The following is a 16,839-nucleotide window of genomic DNA, read 5'->3' on the forward strand; positions in this document are numbered from 1 at the left end:
AGCTAATTTGGCTGGCGTTGAGAGTGCAAATCCGCCTTAACTTGTTCATACTCAGCTTCAAGCTGCGGCAATTTGTCTAATGCATTTTTAATATTTCCAGTCCGAGCCATGATTTCTAACTCTTTACAGAGTTGGGCGAGGGTTGTGGCACCTAGGGTGGCACTGCTTGACTTGAGGGTGTGAGCGGTGCGTTGCAACTGGGGTGCATTTGCTTGGGCAACTGCGATCGCGATCGCTTCTAAGAGTTTTGGCGCATCGTCGAGGTAGCAATCGATCATCTCTCCTAAAATCGCCTCGGCATCTTCACCGACCATTTTGCGAAATGATTGCAATACTTTGGCATCAATGGAAGTGCTGAGGGCTGAGGACTGAGGACTGAGTTGGGGAGTCGGAAGAGAGGGCTGAGGGGGTGACGGGATGACGGGAGGAATTCTTCTACTGTCGATAGAAGGACTGAGGACTGAGGGCTGAGGACTGAGTTGGGGAGTCGGAAGAGAGGGGTGCGGGGGTGACGGGATGACGGGGGGAATTCTTCTACTGTCTATTTCTTCCTCAGTCTGGACTAAGGCGCGATCGCTCTTGGCTTCGCTAACGTGCTGCTTCGCTAACAATCCTGGTTCCTCAGCCTCGCTTAAAGGCTGACACTTGCTCAAAGCTTGGATGAGTTCCTCGGTTCGGATCGGTTTGCTCAGGTAGTCATCCATGCCTGCCTTGAGACATTCTTCTCGATCTCCTTGCATCGCATTCGCTGTCATGGCAATGATGCGGGGACGAGAAGCAGGCAACCATTCCCCAATGATGCGGCGAGTCGCTGTCAATCCATCCATTTCTGGCATCTGCACATCCATCAGTACCACGTCATAGGATTGGCGATGTAGAGCTTCTAGCACTTCTAATCCATTACTCGCAATATCTGCTCGATAGCCCATCTGGGATAGTAAATACAAGGCTACCTTTTGATTCACAATATTGTCTTCTGCTAACAGAATCCGCAGGGGAAATTGTACCCCTCGTTGGGGATTGATTGCCGGTATATTTGAGCGCGAGGGCTTTACCTGGATCGGCTGTTCCCCCAAGATATGGCTCAAGACATTATAGAGATGGGATTGTTTAACGGGTTTGGTGAGGAATGCCGCGAAATCGACGGCTTGGACATCATGACTCCTTTCTGGCCTGTCGATGGAGGTCAACACAATTAAGGGTAATTTTTCATAGTTAGGCAGCTGACGGATTTTAGCCGCTAAAGTCAGACCATCCATGTGTGGCATTTGCATATCCAGAATGGCGATATCAAACGGTTCCCCTAAGTTCAACCAGTCGAGGGCTTCAAAACCAGATTCAGCCGCCCAAGTCAGCATTCCCCAAGATTGGGCTTGTAGCGTCAATATTTGGCGATTTGTAGCGTTATCATCCACGATTAGGAGCCGCTTTTCATCTAACTGAGGTTGAGGATTTTGAGAAGCGATCGCAGAGACATTGGGAGCTGATGCCGCAACAATGGTGAAATAAAAAGTAGAGCCTACGTCTGGATGAGGGCTGTTAGCGACCGAAAGCGTAGCAGGGGATGTAGGCCCTAGCGGCTTTGCCGCCGCAACGCTTTCGCCTTCTTGAAGGGGAGAATGAAATTCAGGGTTGCTCTTTGCACCCGGATCTTTTTTTATTGTAGGTTGCCAGTTAGAAGGAGGATTTCCCGCGATCGCTCCCATACTCTCGACCCACATCTGACCGCCCATCATTTCGCTCAGATGATTGCTAATCGCGAGTCCCAACCCGGTTCCCCCATACTGGCGAGTTGTGGAAGCATCGACTTGACTGAAAGATTTGAACAGGCGGTCTATCCGGTTTGCGGGAATCCCAATGCCGGTGTCTTTAACCGCAAATTGGATTTGGTAATCGGGCAATGCGTGGGTTGGCTCGTGACTGATTTCCGATTCTTCCTGAGCGATCGCCTCTTTTGCACTGACCGATACAATTACCTCTCCAGTTTGAGTAAACTTGACCGCATTACTAAGCAAATTTACTAAAATTTGGCGCAACCGGCTGGCATCTCCCACAATCGAGAGTGGGGTTCCTGGATGAATTAAATATGCTAATTCCAGATTTTTTTCGGCTGCTTTGAAAGCTAATAAATCGAGGGCTTCTTCAACACAAACTCGCAAATTAAAAGAATGCTTTTCTAATTCCAGCTTGCCTGACTCAATTTTAGAAAGGTCAAGAATGTCGTTGATTAGCGTTAGCAATGCATCGCCACTGCTTTGGGTGGTTTCCACAAAATCTCGCTGCTGAGGAGTTAACTCAGTGTTGAGTAGCAGTCCCGTCATGCCGATAATTGCATTCATCGGGGTGCGGATTTCGTGGCTCATATTGGCGAGGAATTGGCTCTTAATGCGAGTCGCTGCTTCAGCCGCTGCTTTTGCCTTTTCCAGTTCCAAATTCGCCTGGGATAACTCCTGAGTACGCTCGACGAGTGCCAGTTGCGCGAAATATCGCTCGGTAATATCATCGAATATCCAGAGGCGACCGGGCACGTCGTGTACCCGCGTCGCCGTGCTAGAGATACTCAGGGTTTTTGGCGTGTCGCCTTTGAACACCCAGATCCAATTGCGAATGACTGCTTGAGGTTGGGAAAAAAACTTTGCTGCCTGCGCCACGATTTCCTGTTGATTATCAGCGCTAGTGCGTAGCAATGCCATCGCCTGAGCTAGCACGGGGGGTTCTACAGCCCCTGGGGTGAGTCCCAGTTGCTCGGCAGCGGCTTGATTGATCCACCCTTGCTCCCCACTTTCATCTACAAATACCACTCCCTGATGGATTGTCTCTAACATGGCACCGAAGCGGGCTTGTAGATTCTCCAGCCGTAGGGTGGTATCGCTGAACTGTAGAAGGGTGCGTAACTCGCCAAGTAGCGACTCAATAAATTGGCGCAGACGTGGGGAGATGTTGGTCTGGCGATGCCAGATCAGCAAAATTGCACCGCTATGGGGCGCTGATAAAGTCGTGCCCCTACCGGGATACTGAAATGGAAGGATGGCGAGGGATTGAGTCCCTTTAGCGACCAAGACATGAGAAGCACCGGGAGTAGCGGGGTAGTTTGGATAGTAGAGACAGCGATTTTGAGCGATCGCTTTCTCAAACAAGGTGGGCGTTGTCAGTTGATCTGGCAGCGCCTGCTGGGGAATACACACCAAGGCTTCAGCGGTGACATCATCAAGTTGGCGTAGCGCGATCGCTGCGTCGGCACAAACAAACTCCCGCAGTAAAATCAGGGCTTGCCGGATCGGTATATCGGGAGAATTTCTAGTATCGGTATTAGTAAGAGTACTCAGCACCGATTGGGACGCCAACCGCCACTCGATTCCCCGCAGAAAAGAGCCTACAAATGTTCCGAACACAGCCACACTGCCCAGCTCAAGTGACTGGCGGGTTAGCCGCCAATCGCCATGCAGCAGTCCCAACAACAGAATGCAAAGCCCTGCGGCGGGTGCAACTTGCACCGCTGGTAGGGGCAGAAGCGTGCATATTGTCAAGATGACTGGGGCGACCATCTGCATAGGCTTCCATCCATCCAGCACGCCCAGTCCTACGAAAAAGAGGGTTAGCCAGATTAGGACGGCTCTAAAGGTCGGTAGTCGGTCAGGAGGACAAAGCAGCAACCGCGATCGAAGAAGATTTAAGTTTAAGCGGCGATACATTGGGCAATTGCACTCGTTACCACGTCGGGAGCGCTGATATGCGGTAAGTGTCCTCTAGCAGCGATATTCATCAGCTTACCTTGAGGAATTTTATCTGCCATGTACTGACCAACTTCAGGCGGTACGGCAATATCATCGCTTGCCTGTAAAATCACAGTCGGTACATTCAATCGTGGTAAATCATCTCGGTGGTCAGACTGGAAAATCACTTTAGCGACCGCTTGCGCGATATCTGGACGGATAGCGGCTAGCGTATTAGCAAACTCCGCTGCCAATTCAGGTTTATCCTGAGTAGCCATTGCGATCGGCGCAAAACCGCTAGCCCAAGCATAGTAGTTGGTTGACATGGCTGCATAGAGTGTATCTAAGTCAGACTGCTCGAAGCCACCAACATATCCGTCATCGTTGAGATAACGGGGGGACGCATCTAGAAAGATCAGTTGGCTAAAGCAATCAGGCTCGACTAATGCTGCCAGTAAACTAACCATCCCACTAACCGAGTGCCCCACCAAGATGCTCTTGGTTAACTTTAACTCGGCACATAAATCCAGCAAATCCTCAGCATAGCTGTATAAGCTGCTGTAGCGGCGCGGACTATAGGCAGAAAAATCTGACTTACCTCCCCCTACATGGTCGAACAGCCCAATGCGAAAATTAGGCGCGAAGGCTGCTACCTGATGTCGCCAAGCCGTCTGATCCGAGCCAAAACCGTGGGCAAAGATAATTGTCTGGCTGCCATCACCCAGCATCTGGACATTATTACGCTGCATGATGCTCGTTGCCATAGATAGTTACTCCTTCTCTTTATTACCTTAATCCAAGACAAAAACTGTACCGAAACCAAACTGAAAGACTTACCTCATTGAGGTTATATTTTAGCGTTCCCTAAAAGCTCGGATATGTAACAGCAGCCATGCGAGAAGCTGTCAATTACTATACCGACTTTCTTAACGCGGTTCCCAAGCCGGAGCTAAAGGCAATAACCTAACGATCCTTTAAATATTTTAGGTTGAGGCATACTAAGCCTAATGCAAAAATAAACAGTAACGATAAAACGAACATAATTTAAGCTGACCCAAGGACTAGATTACATAATTTCGCTTGATTGTCTTCCCAACCCTTTGTTCTTCCAACTCTTTTCAGATGCTCAAGCTATCTATTCGTCTACTGTATTCCTTGAAATACAGAAAGCTTCAGTCCAAAGATAAATCAAAAATATTTCCCGGTTCCCTGGACTCGTTTGCTAAAATTTATTTATACTCAAATACATAAAGATGTACAAAAACTTAACTATTTAAATCCGTTGTGTTTTTCTATTATAAAATAATCACAACTAGCTTGAATAAAAATGCGGAATTATCAAATAAAAAAAATCTGGCAAGACCTCAAAAAGCAAATCCTAGAAGACCGCTCCGTTCTCGTTTTTAATGGTCTAGTGCTGTTACTGTTTCTGGGAATGACAGTCTATGTCAAAATGGCAGGCACCTACTACGGTTCAGACTACTATGCCAGAGTTAATTTCATAAAACTTCTATTTGCTGAACCTTTTCGTAAAGACATCCCTTACCTGGCTCTTTTCACTCACTTTTCAGAAATCCTCTGGTGCATCTCTTTAACGATCTGTTTATTTAGCTTTACCTTACTAAAAAGAATTCGTCATAGTCACAAAGGCGATCCATTTATCTTCTTCTCTGCGATCGCGCTGACTATCTTTCTATTGGATGATATATTTCGGCTCACGTTGACGCTGGATTTATTAGTGGGTATCCCAAAGGTGATTATGTATTCCCTATACGGTCTTGGTTTAGTGAGCTATATCGTTGCATTTTGGCGCAGAATATTATCAACACCCTATATTCTGTTGCTAGTCGGTTTTAGTTTATTTATAATCTCAGGTATGGCAGACTTATTGCCTATTAAGGGTGAAGGAACTCCAGTTATTTTAGAAGATGGAAGCAAAATATTAGGATTAGTGAATATTATTCTCTATTTTTGGGACGTCTGCGAAAAAGAAGTGATGCGATCGCGCAACCTATCAAATGAATAAATTGCTTTATAACTATTTTTCCTTGTAAGGCTTATTTATAATTTCTAATTCAGTTTATACAAGCCAAATTCGCTACGAATTGATTTAGTTATAAATCGATAATTGAAGGCTTCTCTTATCCGAGATCGGAGGCTTAACGTGATTCCCGCCTTAGCACCAAATAAAGTGTCGAAACCTGTTGGATAGAGATTTTCTCCATTTCCAATAATATAAACAGCACCTTCAAAAGGCAATTGCTTGAGTCTTACTCCTTTCTTGAGTTCAATTGATTTATGAGAATCAATATGGATAAGGAAAGCTAGATTGGCATCTTCCACCTTTTCAGGCAAATCATACAAATCATAGCGGACAATCCGGCCGCTTCCACACGATCTATTGAAGGCATATTTTTTGTAATATATGAGTTGGCTATCCTCCTAACATACATAGCCCTTATCTACAAACCATCCCTTAGATTGAGGATGCTGATTGACAAATTCTGCCAAATGCTTACTTACACAGTCATCGGCATCAATAGCATTATATGAGAGGGTTTTAGCTGTTGAGCATAGATGAAACCTGCCATCACTTTTTGCAACTTGTCTAAACACTTATCAGCCAAATCAGGAGCTGTCTATTTCTCCATAGCCGCAGTTTTTAAAGCTGGATCTGGCGGTAGTAAATCTACTTCAATGTAGGTAATGTGAGGATGATTCAACTCAATATTTTGGTTTTTGTGACAAACAAAAATCACCCTAAAATCTGGTGAAGTTTGATTGAGATTGACTTAATACATCTTGCAAATAACTTAAGAACGCGCTCCCAAGAATTTGAAGATTGCTGACTTCTGAGCGGTATAACAAAAACAATCATACTGACACCTTAAGAATTAATGCCATAAAGCATGGTCACAAAGCAGGGTTACAGAGAACCAAGACTACTTTGAGATTGCTGAAAGCGTTTTGAATTCTGCCATCGAGCAGCCAACAAGACTCCCAGTAGTAAGATGCCGCCGAAGAAGTAATGAGAGATAAACACCCTGGATACTAAATAACTCAGAAATTGAGCATTTCCTGGTTTGAAGTAAGCCAGAGTATAGGTAACAGGCAACGATATCAATAAAATGCCTAATAATATTAGGCTAGACCAAAGCTGTTTATTAGGGACTGCTAATTTGTTGCCTAGATAGAGAGATAAAGGTAGTAGCAACAAGAGATAGTAGTGAGTCCAAGAGATAGGACTTGTAAGCAGTGCTAAACAAAGGACAACAGAAAGCTCTAAATTTTCTTCTTCTAATGTGACAGGTTTTTTTGAGCGCCAGCAAATCCAAATAGTCGCACCAAACAGCAGTGAGAGCAATGCGTACCGCACCAGTTTGAACCCCAATCCTACCTCTAGAGGCAGCCACTTAGTAAGACCACCGTCAGTTAGCAAACGAGCTAAGAAGCTATCAAGTGACTGACTGTTGTAGGCGGCGATTGGCTTTCCAGCGTAAGGCTGAATGCACATCTCAAACCAAGTCTGATGTAAATCGAAACCGAACAAAAGGATTGATGCTCCGACAATTGCCAGTAGCGCTGCACTAAACCCCGCCACTACTCGCCATCGACTTCTCATTACAAAGTAAACACCAAAAAGGAACAAGGGAATTTTAATCAAAGCAGCGATCGCTAAGAGCGCACCCGTCCAAATTTCGCGTTTAGCCTGGATGCAAAAAAAAGCTGCGATTAGCAACAACAAGACAAAATGAGTCGAATTTCCTTCTCGCAAATTGTAATAAAGAGGACCATTGATCGCAAATAGTCCGAGTAGGGCGATTTTTTGTTTTTCGGTTGTTAGTTCGCCTAGCTTGATTAGTAAATAGTAAGTGAAGAGAATCGCAATGCCACTTAAAAACATCAGCAAAATGTGGGCATTTTGCTTACTTAACAATGAAAAAGGAGTAAATAAATAGGCAATTATTGGAATATTTACAAAAGTCCCAGCCGGACAATCAGGTTGTCCTAAGCAATTTTTATCTGGTAGGTATAAATCTGGGGGATTTTCTAGTACAAGACGACCCGCTGGGTAATAAGCTTTGTCAAAGTCAGCAAATAAATTTTGTGCAGGTGGATTAGAAATATTCCATAAAAATAGCATCATAAGTAAGACAGGGAATCCATAGCCTAACCATAAATTCCATTGCTTTTTTAAGTATTTATCAGCAAGGCTATTTAGCCCAACTGCCCCTAAGATTAAAAGAATGAAAATCAAGTAATTTTTCATAGAAAACCTGATTTAACTCCTATAAATGCTATAAAAAGTTCTGAAGATAAGGTCAGACAAATGATATCTCAGCTCGTGAAAACATAAAGTTGAGGATTATGACGCCTATTAAGCCTTTGGTTATTACCCAAATGTGTCTTTGATTCTATGAACCTGAAGGAAATTTAAGCTTTTCTCAAAGGTCGAATGTTGATGTCAGTTACTTCGGCGGTGCGGGGCAAACTGAGGGCATTGAGTACCACGGCGGCTACATCTTCTGGTTGCAGAAGTCGTTCTGGATGATATTCTCTACCTTCTATCTCTTGAACCGATGCTTGCATGGGACTAGCAGTGCGTCCGGGGTAGATGCTGAGAACGCGCACGCCATCTGCGTTGACTTCTTCTCGCAGACTGTCAGCGATCGCTTTCAGTGCATGCTTGGTTGCAGCATATTGTCCCACACCGCCTCTGGCATTCAAACCCACGGTCGAGTTGAGGAAAGCGATCTGACCCTGACGAACTGTTAGCATCGGCAATAAGGCTTGTGTCAGCGCATAAGGAGCGCGAACATTGACACGGTACTGCCAGTCAAAGTCTTCTAGAGAGGCGGTTTTCATGTGTCCTAAGGTGATAACGCCAGCACTATGAACGAGCAGATCAACCTCTCCTACATCTTGCTCAAGACGAGTTTTTAGCTGCTGAATGTCTTCGTCTAGTGTCAGGTCAACTTGATACAGCAGAACTTTGGATGCAGTTGCTTTAGCAGTTTCGGCAACTGCCTCTAGCGCTTCTAAATTACGTCCCACCAAGCAAAGCGTTGCTCCTTGTGCTGCCAAACCGAGAGCGATCGCTTTGCCAATTCCGCTACTCGCTCCCGTTACAACTGCAATTTTGTCTTTTAAGGTTGACATTCAATCTTGGATGCAAGGATTTGGATTAATCTCAACTGACGGCTGCTGATTTTAAACACTCTTTCAATAAATCATGTTCTAGTAAAGCATCTGCTGCTCTTTTAATCTCATCAAATGCTAAACCCGACCTGTCTGCTATGTCTAGCAATGTATGATTGCCATCGGCTAAATTCAAAACCCACAAAATTGCCATTTCATTCAGTGCCCCCTCTTTCTGCCCGCCAATTCCTTTATATAGACCCCTTTTTCCCAGTCTCGGCTCGCATTTAGGATTTTGATTTAAGTAAGTCCCATTGCCTTCCAAAACGTGGAAAATTGACAAACATTTAGAGAAGGAGTCAGCCAGATATTGCGGTTGCACAAAATCTAGATTATCTGCCGATGTGTGGTATTCGGGAAACTCACCGTGCTGCGATCGCATAAAACAACCCACAGCCAGATTGAACCCCGGCGAACAATACTGCCGCTCATCGTAGCCATAGGGGAAGAAATCTATAATCTCATGCTCTTGCCCCGAATGCTTTAAAACGTGAAGGCTGGCTCTATCGATTTGAGCATCACCTTGGCGGCTTCTCTTATAAGTAACTTTGCCTGGATCTCCCACACATGTTAGTACCAATCCGTGTTTAATTTTTTGGGCTTGGGCTTCATTTAAACACAGCCAAGTAATGGAACCAATCGTTCCCGGAATAAATAGAAATCGGTAAGAGTATCTCAGAGAAATCGAGCTGAGATGTTTTGCTAAATAGGCACTTAGAGCGATGCCCGATAGATTGTCGTCGCAGAGAGATGGATGACAAGCATGGCAGGAGATTAAAACTTCGTCTGGGCTTTCTCCCTTGATGTAATACTCGCCATAAGTCAGGCTTCCTGGTTCTAAAGATGAATCAATGCAGACTTCATACTCTTCATCTTTTAGTTCTAAAAATTGCTTGTGGCTCAAACAAAAGCCCCAAGTTTCTTTATAATAAGAAGTTCGATAAGGAATCCACTCAGGAGTATCTGGTAGGGTAAACAGGTGTTCTTTCAGTTCCTGGAAGGGCATTTTTTTCCGAACCGGCACGCTGTAATTGACAACATGCAAGTTAGATTTTTGGAAGTCTACGACTCGCTCACCTTGGGAATTTTTGATGTAGGCATCTTTAATGTTCCACTCCTTCGGAACCGTCCAGTCGAACACTTCCGTTCCCGTCGGTACCTCGTGAATTTCTAAAGGAATGAGTTCTTGAATAATCTTGAGAGTTTCTCGAAAGCCATTTCCTGTAATACTGCGGCAAATCGGATATAGCTTTGAGATCACCTGGTACATCTCGTTGCCAATATCATCAGGGTTAAGAACTCTCTTTAGATCGGTGAGGTTCACAGCTTTAAGCCTCTTTTGCAAAAAATCAAGGGCAACTCGAACGTCCTTAATACTAGCTTCAGCACCCGTAAAGTTAGCACTGATTTTAGCGACCTTTACAGGATTGTTAGTTGCTGCATCAGATGGCAATACATCTGAGTGGGTCATTTCAGCTCTCGGAGATCCCCCCAATTGCCTTTTAAAAAGGGATTGGGGGAGATCCTAAACCGAAGAGGGCATCATCTGGATCTGGAAGTGTTCGCTGAATGCTCGTTAACTTCTAACGAACAGAGTTTAGGACTTCCGCTGGAGGTTGGAACACAAGCCCCTCCTCACTGGGTGGTGGCTCGTTTTCGTAGAGCGCAATGATGTCATCAGGAATGCGAGCGAGATCGCTACCCCGCATGAGTTCTCTGAGCGTAGTGCCCTGAGGCGCGGAGTCGAGATTCGGTGCGCCGTCCTTAGCGATAACATCGTCGAGGTGTACGGTTCTGAAGTCGATGCTAAAGCGCGTGCGTCCGGAGGTGTTGGGCACTGTCCAATGCAGCTGTGCGCCAGAGAAGAGGATGATTCCGCCTGGTTTGGTAACGACTCGGATCTGCGGATCGAGATCGACGTGTTCTAATGGGCGGGGCTGCTTCCGGGTATCTTTCTTGATGTGCTGGGCGGCGTTTTTCCGCCCCTCTCGGTTCCACTCATAGTGGTTGTACTCGCTAGAGCCATTTTTTACTGGCTGGCTCCAGTAGCGGGGCTGAAATGCCATCGAACTCTCGGATTCATAGTCGTAGATGGGAAGCCACCAGTTCATCTGGCAGAGGGGAGCGGCGTACCAGGTGTCACGATGCGGGTGCAGCGGATAAGCAACCCCTGCGTTGAGGTAGGTGCCATCACACACGACTCTCATGCGCGGAACGTCGAAATAGGTTTTGTTCATTTCGCAGCCAAGATCCTCTAGCAGTTCCCGAATCAGCTGCTTTGACTTGGGGTGATGGATAAATCTGGGCTTGAGCGGAGCGACAATCTCCACAAACTTTTCGACGGGGAGGCTAAATTGTGCTTCTCGTGGATCTAGAGAACCAAACGCTTCTTGGGTAAGTTCGCGAGCTAATTCGCACAGCGCGATCGCACTTGGACGGGGTGAGAAGACGAAAATCTGTCCGTTGAAAAGATGTTTTCGCCTCACCTCATCGTTAACATCAGAATCGAAAAAGATTGTGTTCACTTTGCTATTTCCTTAAGGGTTGTAGCGCTCCATTCACTCTACATTATCCAAACATTGAGCGGGTAGTTCTGTATCGAACAACTCGCTCAATAGTTAGAAAAAAATTATGCCCCGACAAGAACATAAGAGCTGAACAAAGGCCAGGATAAATCTTTTTCGGAAATTTCACTGACGGGTAAGGGCCATTCAATCCCCAGGATGGGGTCGTCATAGTGCAGCCCGCGCTCATACCCTGGTGTATAAAACTCGCTCATCTGATATACCACTTCGGCGTCATCGGTTAGGGTTTGGAAACCGTGGGCAAACATTTCAGGAATATACAGGGCACGTCGGTTTTCAGCGGTTAGTTCGATGCCAACATGACACAAATACGTGGGCGATTCTGGACGCATATCGACGATTGCATCGTATATGGCACCACGGGTACAGCGAACTAATTTTGTTTCGCTGGCGGGGGCTGCTTGATAATGCATACCCCGCAACGTCCCTTTTTTGTAGTTCACGGATAGGTTGCATTGGGCAACGTTTGGCTTTAATCCACGATCTGCAAATTCATTGGCACAAAAAGTCCGAGCAAATAATCCTCGATTATCTTCTCGTTGCTCTATGTCAATAATAAAGGCACCCTTGAGTTTGGTTTCGGTGAATATCATAGGTAAACTTGCACTTCTGGAATTGGGACTACAAATTTGCCTCCCCACTCTCGAATAAATGCCATCTGCTGCATAATTTCCTCTTTGAGGTTCCAAGGCAAAATTAGCAGGTAGTCAGGCTGTCTTTCGCGGATTTCGTCGGGGTTGAGGACGGGGATATGAGTGCCGGGTAGAAAGGTTCCTTGCTTGTGAGGGCTGCGATCTACCGTAAAATCAACAAAGTCTGTGCGAACTCCACAATAATTTAGGAGGGTATTGCCTTTGGCTGGGGCACCATACCCTGCGATCGCTTTCCCCTGTTGTTTCGCTTCAATCAAAAAAGTCAGTAGCTTGCGCTTGGTTTCTTTGACTTTTTCTCCAAAGGTCTGATAGGTGTCTATCTTATCTAAGCCTGCCTGGGTTTCCTTAGATTTTAATTGATTGACGCGATCGCTCATGGCTGGCTCAGCCGCATTGTCATGCTTGCCGTAAATTCGCAGCGAACCGCCGTGAGTCGGGATTTCTTCGACATCAAATAAGGTCAAACCGTGAGCTGCAAAGATTTTTTCGACGGTTAAGAAGGAGAAGTAGGAAAAATGCTCATGATAAATTGTGTCAAACTGATTTTGCTGCATCAGCTGTAACAAATGGGGAAATTCCATTGTCAAGATGCCATCTGGCTTCAAGGCTATCTTCATTCCCGCTACAAAATCATTCACATCCGGAACGTGGGCGAGGACGTTGTTGCCCAACAACAGATTGGCTTGCTTCCCCTCTGCTGCCAGTTCCTTAGATGTTTCCACCCCAAAGAACTTGACTAAGCTGGGAATTCCTTTTTCCTCTGCGACTTTTGCTACATTTGCCGCTGGTTCGATTCCTAAAACCGGGATTCCCTTTTCATGGAAATACTGCAACAGGTAGCCGTCATTACTAGCAATTTCAATGACTTGATGATTTTTGTCAAACCCAAACCTTTCTACCATCAAGTCCGTGTAAGCTTTGGCATGACGCAACCAACTGTCTGAGTAAGAAGAAAAGTAAGCGTAGTCTCCATCCCCAAAGATATGATCGGGAGATTCAAACTCTTCTAGCTGCACCAAAAGGCAACTTTCGCAAACATAGGCATGAAGTGGGTAACTTTTTTCTGCCCGACGCAGCTGTTCTGGTGTTAGGTAGTCATTGGCAATGGGTGACATCCCTAGATCGGCAAAGGTGTGCTCAAGGGATTTGCTGCAAAAACGACACTTAGCGATCGCCATGATTTAATAACTCCTTACTCCAGAAAAAATCTCGATCAATTTGTTGGGTGCGAATTAGGTACTCTAGCTGCTTCAAGCGAGTGAAACCTCTGAACAAGAAGATATCTTCAGTCATATCAATTTGCTTGAACAAATCGAATAACTGCTGGGCACCCCGTCGGGCATCCCATTCACACTTAAATCCCGGTAGGGTTTTGTTAATCTTCTCGAAAGAAACTCGATAGCTGCGGTTGTCCGAGCCATTTTCTCCAAAGGTTAACTGGCATCCTTGGAAGACTGAGGCAATAATTTCCGCAATTTCTTTAACTCGATAGTTATGAGCGGTGTCCCCGACGTTAAAAATTTGGTTGTGAACAATGTCACGGGGCGCTTCTAGGGTGCAGATAATTGCCTTACAGATATCAAGGGCGTGAACCAACGGACGCCAGGGAGTTCCGTCGCTGGTCATTTTGATTTCTTTCGTTGTCCAAGCTAAGCCCGCCAAGTTGTTTAAAACAATATCAAAACGCATTCTGGGGGATGCCCCAAAAGCGGTGGCATTTCGCAGAAAGGTCGGAGAAAAATTGTCATCGGCGAGTGGTTTGACATCTCTTTCTACGAAGGTTTTACATTCTGCATAAGCAGTTTGGGGATTGACGGGAGATTCTTCAGTCACATCATCTTTTGTGGCGACGCCGTAGACGCTGCAAGAAGACATATAAACGAAGCGCCGCACCCCCGCTGCCTTCGCGAGATTGGCAAGGCGAACTGAACCTTTATGGTTAATGTCGTAGGTGATATTGGGTGAGAGTTGTCCGGCGGGATCGTTGGAAAGTTCTGCCATGTGAACGATTGCCTCGACACCCTCTAAGTCTTCTGGTGTGATGTGCCGCAAATCTTTGTTGAGAGTTTTGGCAGTTAAATCGGTGGCGTTATACAGCCAACCTACTTTGTAGAAGCCGGTGTCTACCCCAATCACTTCGTGTCCGCGTTTCATCAAAAAGGGCGCGAGTAACGAGCCGAGATAGCCTTCTGTTCCTGTTACTAATACTTTCATTCGTTCAATTCCTAAACGCTAACAGTTGTTTGTAGGGGTTGGGGTTCCGGAATTTGCTCTACGATTGCTTTGCCAATTTCCAGGGAAGAGGTAGCAGCAGGGGAAGGCGCGTTGCAAACGTGGACGGAGCGATCGCCTTTAACAATTAAAAAGTCGTCCACTAACTTGCCATCGTTCATCAAAGCTTGAGCGCGAACCCCAGCGTGGGTGGGAATTAGGTCATCCGATTGCACTTCCGGAATCAGCCTTTGCAAGCTCCGCACAAAGGCGGCTTTACTAAAGGAGCGAATGATTTCCTGAATGCCTTCGTCGGCGTGTTTTGCCGCTAGTTTCCAAAAACCTGGATAGGTCATCACTTCAGCAAAATCACGCAGATTAAAGTCTGTCTTTTTGTAGCCTTCTCGCTTGAGGCTGAGAACGGCATTGGGTCCTGCGTGGACGCTTCCATCAATCATCCGGGTGAAATGAACGCCTAGGAAGGGAAAATCTGGGTTAGGAACCGGATAAATCAGGGTTTTGACGAGATAGCGTTTTTCTGGTGTGAGTTCGTAGTATTCTCCCCGGAAAGGGACAATTTTCGCTTTTGGATCGACGTTTCCTAATTTGGCAACGCGATCGCTATGCAGTCCGGCACAATTGATGACAAAGCGCGTTTCAAACGTGCCGTTATTTGTCTCAAGTACCTGATTCTCACCCGTTCCAACAATTTTCTCAACTTTGGTATTGAGGCGAAGTTCTCCACCTTGGGCTTCAACTAGCTCAGCATATTTCCGAGCCACCTGCTTGTAATCGGCAATCCCGGTTGCGTACACCCGAATACCCGCGATACAGGCGACATGAGGTTCAATTTCTTTGACTTCCTCTGCACTAATCTTGCTAATCCTTAACCCATTTTCCAAGCCGCGTTGATAGAGGCTTTCTAATCGTGGCAGCTCTTTTTCCTCCGTTGCCACAATTACTTTGCCGCAGACTTCGTGTGCAATGCCATGCTCTCGGCAGAATTCTACCATTGAGCGGCTTCCTTCTCGGCAAAATTTAGCTTTGAAACTTCCTGGTTTGTAATAAATGCCAGCGTGAATCACGCCACTATTATTGCCGGTTTGATGATACGCCCACTGGCTCTCTTTTTCCAGCACCACTATACGGGCAGAGGGATAGCGTTTGCCTAAAGCCATTGCTGTAGAAAGTCCAACAATCCCGCCGCCAATAATTGCAAAATCATACATAAGAATTCTTGCCCCTGCAACTGAAATGGATGAGTGTTTATCCTAAAAATTTGTTACCAAACTTTCCAAGGAGCATTCCCACTCTTCCAAAGTTCTTCTAGGTAGTTCTTATCCCGTAAAGTATCCATTGGTTGCCAAAAACCAGGATGTCTGTAAGCAGCCAGATGTCCATCTTGAGATAATTTTTTCAGGGGTTCTTGCTCCCAAATTGTGGAGTCATCTTCAATATAATCAATGACTTCCGGCTCTAGAACAAAGTAACCCCCATTAATCCAAGCACCATCCCCTTCAGGCTTCTCCCGAAAAGTGGTAATTTTATGTTGATCGGGTTCTAAAGAAATCGCTCCAAAACGTCCCGGTGGCTGAGTTGCAGTCAAGGTTGCCAAACACTTTTGCTCTCGATGAAAGTCTATTAGCTCTTGAATATTGACATTCGCTACGCCATCTCCATAAGTAAAGCAAAAGGTTTGATTCCCAATATGCTCTCTGACTCGCTTTAAGCGTCCTCCGGTCATCGTTTGATCTCCGGTATCTACCAACGTGACTCGCCAGGGTTCTGCATAGCCACAATGCACATTCATTTGGTTAAACCGCATATCAAACGTGACATCGGACATATGTAAGAAGTAGTTGGCAAAATACTCCTTAATTACGTAGCCTTTATAACCACAGCAGATAATAAAATCGTTGATTCCATAAGCTGCGTAAATTTTCATAATATGCCACAGCACAGGTCGTCCACCAATTTCCACCATCGGCTTTGGTTTGATTGTGGTTTCTTCCGTGAGTCGAGTTCCAAGGCCTCCAGCCAGTATCACTGCTTTCATGCGATCGCCTCTTTTTTCATGAAAATGAATCTATACCTTTAGATAGATTCATGTATAATAGAAATGTATTCTTAGTCGAAAAAATCAATTTTCTCTAATTAAATATTCTAAGCGGAAAATACTGAGATATCTGTAAAGATACAGTAAACAAATAGAGGGTCTTTATTAAAACTTTAAAAAGTTGAGCCTCTAGTAGTTTTAAATTTTTAACTCATAAAAACAGCAAAAAAATCGCAAAATCGACTAATTTTGCGATTCAAGCTTGTAGGCTAGAGCAGTAGCCTAGAAGGTTGCCGATAGAATACTAACTAAGTGCTTAAGCAAAATTAATTACATATTCGGTTCCGACTTTTTTTAGCACATTTTTGACATACTTTACTAAACTTTTCCAGTCCCGATAAGCCTCTATCTCTATCCATTCA

13 protein-coding genes and 1 pseudogene are annotated in these 16,839 nt (G+C 45.3%); 1 reads left to right on the top strand and 13 read right to left on the bottom strand.

The window, feature by feature from the left end:
* Nucleotides 1-2 precede the first annotated feature (2 nt).
* Both NDI34_RS19390 and NDI34_RS19395 read right to left on the bottom strand, forming a co-directional pair.
* Nucleotides 3-3,692 (bottom strand): response regulator, encoded by a 3,690-nt coding sequence (locus NDI34_RS19390; protein WP_348233552.1) that lies wholly within the window; start codon nt 3,690-3,692, stop codon nt 3-5.
* Nucleotides 3,677-4,477, bottom strand: coding sequence for an alpha/beta hydrolase (locus tag NDI34_RS19395; RefSeq protein WP_348233553.1), 801 nt, complete (start codon nt 4,475-4,477; stop codon nt 3,677-3,679). Before NDI34_RS19395 ends, NDI34_RS19390 begins: the two co-directional genes overlap by 16 nt.
* 563 nt (nt 4,478-5,040) lie before the next feature.
* On the opposite strand from NDI34_RS19395, the gene NDI34_RS19400 reads away from it, so the two are divergent.
* Nucleotides 5,041-5,739 (top strand): hypothetical protein, encoded by a 699-nt coding sequence (locus NDI34_RS19400; RefSeq protein ID WP_348233554.1) that lies wholly within the window; start codon nt 5,041-5,043, stop codon nt 5,737-5,739.
* Nucleotides 5,740-5,783: 44 nt separating this feature from the next.
* On the opposite strand, the gene NDI34_RS19405 is transcribed toward NDI34_RS19400, so the two are convergent.
* The 11 genes and pseudogenes from NDI34_RS19405 to NDI34_RS19455 all read right to left on the bottom strand — a co-directional run.
* A complete protein-coding gene (locus tag NDI34_RS19405; RefSeq protein WP_199302994.1) occupies nt 5,784-6,056 on the bottom strand; it encodes a hypothetical protein in 273 nt (90 codons plus the stop codon).
* Between the two features lie 583 nt (nt 6,057-6,639).
* Nucleotides 6,640-7,983: a glycosyltransferase family 87 protein gene (locus NDI34_RS19410; RefSeq protein ID WP_348233555.1), complete on the bottom strand. Its 1,344-nt coding sequence runs from the start codon at nt 7,981-7,983 to the stop codon at nt 6,640-6,642.
* A gap of 164 nt (nt 7,984-8,147) precedes the next feature.
* The gene (locus NDI34_RS19415) at nt 8,148-8,873 is read right to left on the bottom strand and encodes an SDR family oxidoreductase (RefSeq protein ID WP_348233556.1); all 726 of its coding nucleotides are present in this window, start codon (nt 8,871-8,873) and stop codon (nt 8,148-8,150) included.
* A gap of 31 nt (nt 8,874-8,904) precedes the next feature.
* The gene (locus tag NDI34_RS19420) at nt 8,905-10,182 is read right to left on the bottom strand and encodes a DUF4910 domain-containing protein (protein ID WP_348233560.1); all 1,278 of its coding nucleotides are present in this window, start codon (nt 10,180-10,182) and stop codon (nt 8,905-8,907) included.
* 313 nt (nt 10,183-10,495) lie between these two features.
* Nucleotides 10,496-11,437, bottom strand: coding sequence for a hypothetical protein (locus NDI34_RS19425; RefSeq protein ID WP_190412207.1), 942 nt, complete (start codon nt 11,435-11,437; stop codon nt 10,496-10,498).
* 104 nt (nt 11,438-11,541) lie between these two features.
* A complete protein-coding gene (gene rfbC / locus NDI34_RS19430; protein WP_190412206.1) occupies nt 11,542-12,090 on the bottom strand; it encodes a dTDP-4-dehydrorhamnose 3,5-epimerase in 549 nt (182 codons plus the stop codon).
* Nucleotides 12,087-13,328: a class I SAM-dependent methyltransferase gene (locus NDI34_RS19435; RefSeq protein WP_348233557.1), complete on the bottom strand. Its 1,242-nt coding sequence runs from the start codon at nt 13,326-13,328 to the stop codon at nt 12,087-12,089. The genes rfbC and NDI34_RS19435 overlap by 4 nt, the downstream gene beginning before the upstream one ends.
* A complete protein-coding gene (locus tag NDI34_RS19440; RefSeq protein ID WP_348233558.1) occupies nt 13,315-14,364 on the bottom strand; it encodes an SDR family oxidoreductase in 1,050 nt (349 codons plus the stop codon). Before NDI34_RS19440 ends, NDI34_RS19435 begins: the two co-directional genes overlap by 14 nt.
* Nucleotides 14,365-14,375: 11 nt before the next feature.
* Nucleotides 14,376-15,590 carry an L-2-hydroxyglutarate oxidase gene (gene lhgO, locus NDI34_RS19445; RefSeq protein WP_348233559.1) on the bottom strand — a complete coding sequence of 405 codons (1,215 nt, stop codon included), beginning with the start codon at nt 15,588-15,590 and terminating at the stop codon, nt 14,376-14,378.
* Between the two features lie 53 nt (nt 15,591-15,643).
* Nucleotides 15,644-16,417, bottom strand: a complete 774-nt coding sequence (gene rfbF / locus NDI34_RS19450; RefSeq protein ID WP_190412202.1) for a glucose-1-phosphate cytidylyltransferase — start codon at nt 16,415-16,417, stop codon at nt 15,644-15,646.
* 316 nt (nt 16,418-16,733) lie between these two features.
* Nucleotides 16,734-16,839, bottom strand: a pseudogene (locus NDI34_RS19455) (IS630 family transposase); the annotation flags it as partial.

It is taken from the genome of Trichocoleus sp. DQ-U1 (assembly GCF_039961925.1).
In the GTDB taxonomy this organism is placed as follows: domain Bacteria; phylum Cyanobacteriota; class Cyanobacteriia; order Cyanobacteriales; family FACHB-T130; genus FACHB-T130.

Bases quoted from the DNA above. Each gene is read 5' to 3' on its own strand.
- NDI34_RS19390 (WP_348233552.1), bottom strand. From the start codon at position 3,692: ATGTATCGCCGCTTAAACTTAAATCTTCTTCGATCGCGGTTGCTGCTT.
- NDI34_RS19395 (WP_348233553.1), bottom strand. From the start codon at position 4,477: ATGGCAACGAGCATCATGCAGCGTAATAATGTCCAGATGCTGGGTGAT.
- NDI34_RS19400 (WP_348233554.1), top strand. From the start codon at position 5,041: ATGCGGAATTATCAAATAAAAAAAATCTGGCAAGACCTCAAAAAGCAA.
- NDI34_RS19410 (WP_348233555.1), bottom strand. From the start codon at position 7,983: ATGAAAAATTACTTGATTTTCATTCTTTTAATCTTAGGGGCAGTTGGG.
- NDI34_RS19415 (WP_348233556.1), bottom strand. From the start codon at position 8,873: ATGTCAACCTTAAAAGACAAAATTGCAGTTGTAACGGGAGCGAGTAGC.
- NDI34_RS19420 (WP_348233560.1), bottom strand. From the start codon at position 10,182: ATGTACCAGGTGATCTCAAAGCTATATCCGATTTGCCGCAGTATTACA.
- rfbC (WP_190412206.1), bottom strand. From the start codon at position 12,090: ATGATATTCACCGAAACCAAACTCAAGGGTGCCTTTATTATTGACATA.
- NDI34_RS19435 (WP_348233557.1), bottom strand. From the start codon at position 13,328: ATGGCGATCGCTAAGTGTCGTTTTTGCAGCAAATCCCTTGAGCACACC.
- NDI34_RS19440 (WP_348233558.1), bottom strand. From the start codon at position 14,364: ATGAAAGTATTAGTAACAGGAACAGAAGGCTATCTCGGCTCGTTACTC.
- lhgO (WP_348233559.1), bottom strand. From the start codon at position 15,590: ATGTATGATTTTGCAATTATTGGCGGCGGGATTGTTGGACTTTCTACA.
- rfbF (WP_190412202.1), bottom strand. From the start codon at position 16,417: ATGAAAGCAGTGATACTGGCTGGAGGCCTTGGAACTCGACTCACGGAA.